Genomic DNA, 3,272 nt, shown 5'->3' with positions numbered 1-3,272 from the left:
GGCGGGGGCGCGGCCGGCCGACAGGACGGCGAAGTCCGGGGCGGGCAGGGCGCGTCGGTCGAGCTTGCCGTTGGCGGTGACGGGGAGGGCGTCGAGCACCACGACGGCGGCCGGGACCATGTAGTCGGGCAGGGTGGTGCCGACGTGGGTGCGCAGGGCGGCCGGGTCCACGTCCGCCGGGGAGCCGGCGGGGACGACGTAGCCGACGAGGCGCTTGTCGCCGGGGGTGTCCTCGCGGACGACCACGGCGCTCTGCGCGACCGCGGGGTGGCCGAGGAGGGCCGTCTCGACCTCACCGAGCTCGATGCGGAAGCCACGGATCTTGACCTGGTCGTCGGCGCGGCCGAGATAGTCCAGTTCACCGTCGGCGGTCCAGCGGACCAGGTCGCCGGTGCGGTACATGCGCGAGCCGGCGGGGCCGTAGGGGTCGGCGACGAACCGCTCGGCGGTCAGGCCGGGCCGGTTCAGGTAGCCGCGGGCCAGGCCGGGGCCGGTGACGTAGAGCTCGCCGGGGACGCCCACGGGGACGGGGTTGAGGTAGGCGTCCAGGACGTGGACGCGGGTGTTGGTGATCGGGCGGCCGATGGTGGGGGCACCGGCGCCCGTGCTGAGGGGGCTGGACATGGTGGCGCACACGGTCGACTCGGTGGGGCCGTAGGCGTTGACCATGCGGCGGCCGTCGGCCCAGCGGGCGACGAGTTCGGCGGAGCAGGCCTCGCCGGCGGTGACCAGGGTCATGTCCGCGGGCAGCCGGGCCTCGCCCATCGCGGCGAGCACGACCGGCGGCAGGGTGGCGTGCGTGACGCGCTGCTCGGCGAGGAGGGTGGCCAGCGGTTCGCCGGCCGCCAGCCGCTCGGCGGGGGCGAGCACGAGGGCCGAGCCGGTGGCCAGGGTGGTCAGCATCTCCCAGATGGAGGCGTCGAAGCTGGGCGAGGAGAACTGCAGCACCCGGTGGCCGGGGCCCCCGCCGAACCAGGCGAGGTGCGCCGCGGCCATGCTGGCCACGCCGGTGTGGCTGACGACGACGCCCTTGGGGCGGCCGGTGGAGCCGGAGGTGTAGATGACGTACGCGGCGTCCTGCGGGGTGATCGGCGCCTCGGGGGCCGGGTCGGCGGGCAGGGCGGCGGTGTCCAGCAGCAGCCGCGGGGTGCCGTCCTCGGGCAGCGCGTCCTGCAGGGCGGTGGTCGTCACGACCAGGGCCGGGCGGGAGTCCTCGAGGATGTAGGCGATGCGCTCGGCCGGGTAGGCCGGGTCCACGGGCACGTACGCGGCCCCGGCCCGCATGGCGGCGAGCATGCTGACGACGGTGTCGGTGCTGCGGCCCAGGGCGACGGCGACGGAGCGGCCGCGGCCGGCCCCGTGCCGGGCGAACAGGGCGGCCAGGCGGCCGGCGCGGTCCTGGAGCTCGCGGTAGGTGAGGGTGGTGTCCTCGAAGACCAGCGCCGGCGCGTCCGGGGTCCGGGCGGCCTGGGCGGCGACGAGCTGGGGGGTGGTCGCGGAGGGGACGGCGAAGGTGGTGTCGTTCCACTCGGTCAGCAGCCGGGTGCGTTCGGCCGGGCCCAGCAGGTCCAGGGAACCGATGCGGGCCGCGGGGTCGGCGGTGGCGGCCCCCAGCAGGCGGCGGAAGCGGTCACCGATGGTGCGGACGGTCTCCTCGTCGAAGAGGTCGCGGGCGAACTCGACGGTGCCGTCGAGCCCGGCGGGGCGGCCGTCGGCGTCGAAGCGCTCGCCGAGCCGGAAGGAGAGGTCGAACTTGGCCGTGTCGGTCTGGAGGTGACGGACCGTCGCGGTCAGGCCCTCGAACTCCAGGACGGGCGGCTCGTTGTCGTCGAGGGCCAGGGTGACCTGGGCGAGCGGGTGGCGGGCGAGGGAGCGGACCGGGTTGAGGATCTCCACCAGCCGCTCGAAGGGCACGTCCTGGTGGGCGTAGGCGGTCAGGTCGTACTCGCGGACCCGCTCGACCAGCTCGCGGAAGGTGGGGTCGCCGGAGACGTCGGTGCGCAGCACCAGGGTGTTGACGAAGAAGCCCACCAGGTCGCCGAGGGCGTCGTCGGTGCGGCCCGCGATGACGGTGCCGAGGGGGATGTCCTCGCCGGCGCCGAGGCGGTGCAGCAGGGCGCCGAGTGCGGCCTGGGCCACCATGAACACGCTGGCCCCGGTGGACCGGGCGAGGGCGAGCAGCCGTTCGTGGACCTCGGCGTCGAGCCGGAAGGCGATCCGCCCGCCCTGGTGGCCGGCGACCGCGGGGCGCGGCCGGTCGGTGGGCAGGGGCAGTTCCTCGGGCAGGCCGGCGAGGGTGTGCTTCCAGTGGGCGATCTGCTGGGCGAGGACGCTGGTGGGGTCGTCCTCGTCACCGAGGACGTCCTGCTGCCACAGGGTGTAGTCGGCGTACTGGACGGGCAGCGGCTCGTACTGGGGGGCGGCGCCGTGCAGCCGGGCGCTGTAGGCCCGGCCGAGGTCGCGGGTGAAGGGGGCCACGGACCAGCCGTCGCCGGCGATGTGGTGCACGACGAGCAGCAGGACGTGCCGGTCGTCGGCGAGGGTGAAGAGGTGGGCGCGGACGGGGATCTCGGTGGCGAGGTCGAAGCCGCGGGCGGCGGCGCGGCCGAGCTGCTCCTCCAGCGCGGCGGCGTCGGCGACCTCGGTGACCAGCAGTTCGGGACGGGCGGCGGCGGCGTCCAGGACGTGCTGGCGCGGGGCGCCGGCCTCGACCGGGAAGACGGTCCGCAGGCTCTCGTGGCGGCCGGCGACGTCGGCGAGGGCGGCGCGCAGGGCGGCGGTGTCGACGCGGCCGGTCAGCTCGACGGTGAGACCGTCGTTGTAGGCGGCCTTCCCGCTGCCGTCCGCCATCTGGTTGAGGAACCACAGGCGGTTCTGGGCGGCGGACAGCGGCAGCCGCTCGGGGCGGGGGCGCACGGTCAGGGCCGGGCGGGCGGCGGCGGCGTCGGCCAGGCCCAGGGCCTCGGCGAGGGTGGCGACGGTCGCGTTCTCGAAGACGGTGCGCAGCGTGAGCTCGGCGCCCAGCTCCTTGCGGATGCGGCCGACGAGGCGGGTCACCTGGAGGGAACTGCCGCCGAGGAGGAAGAAGTTGTCGTCGACGGAGACGACCTGCTCGCCGAGGACCTCGGTGAACAGCCGGCACAGGCTCTCCTCCGCGGCGTTGCGCGGGGCCCGGGAGGCGGCCGGGGCGGCGGTGGGCTCCGGGTCGGCGACGGCGGCCGGGGCGGCGGGGGCGGTGCGCAGGCGCTCGGGCAGGGCGGAGGTGTCCAGCT

General features: G+C 76.0%; 1 protein-coding gene. It reads right to left on the bottom strand.

The annotated features are described in order from the left end of the window. A partial coding sequence (locus tag EF918_RS34050) for a non-ribosomal peptide synthetase (RefSeq protein ID WP_125652746.1) occupies positions 1-3,272 on the bottom strand: 3,272 nt, incomplete at both ends.

Origin of the sequence: Streptomyces sp. WAC06614 (assembly GCF_003949795.1) — a bacterium.
Lineage (GTDB): Bacteria > Actinomycetota > Actinomycetes > Streptomycetales > Streptomycetaceae > Streptomyces.
This window is presented reverse-complemented; position numbering and strand designations above follow the sequence as displayed.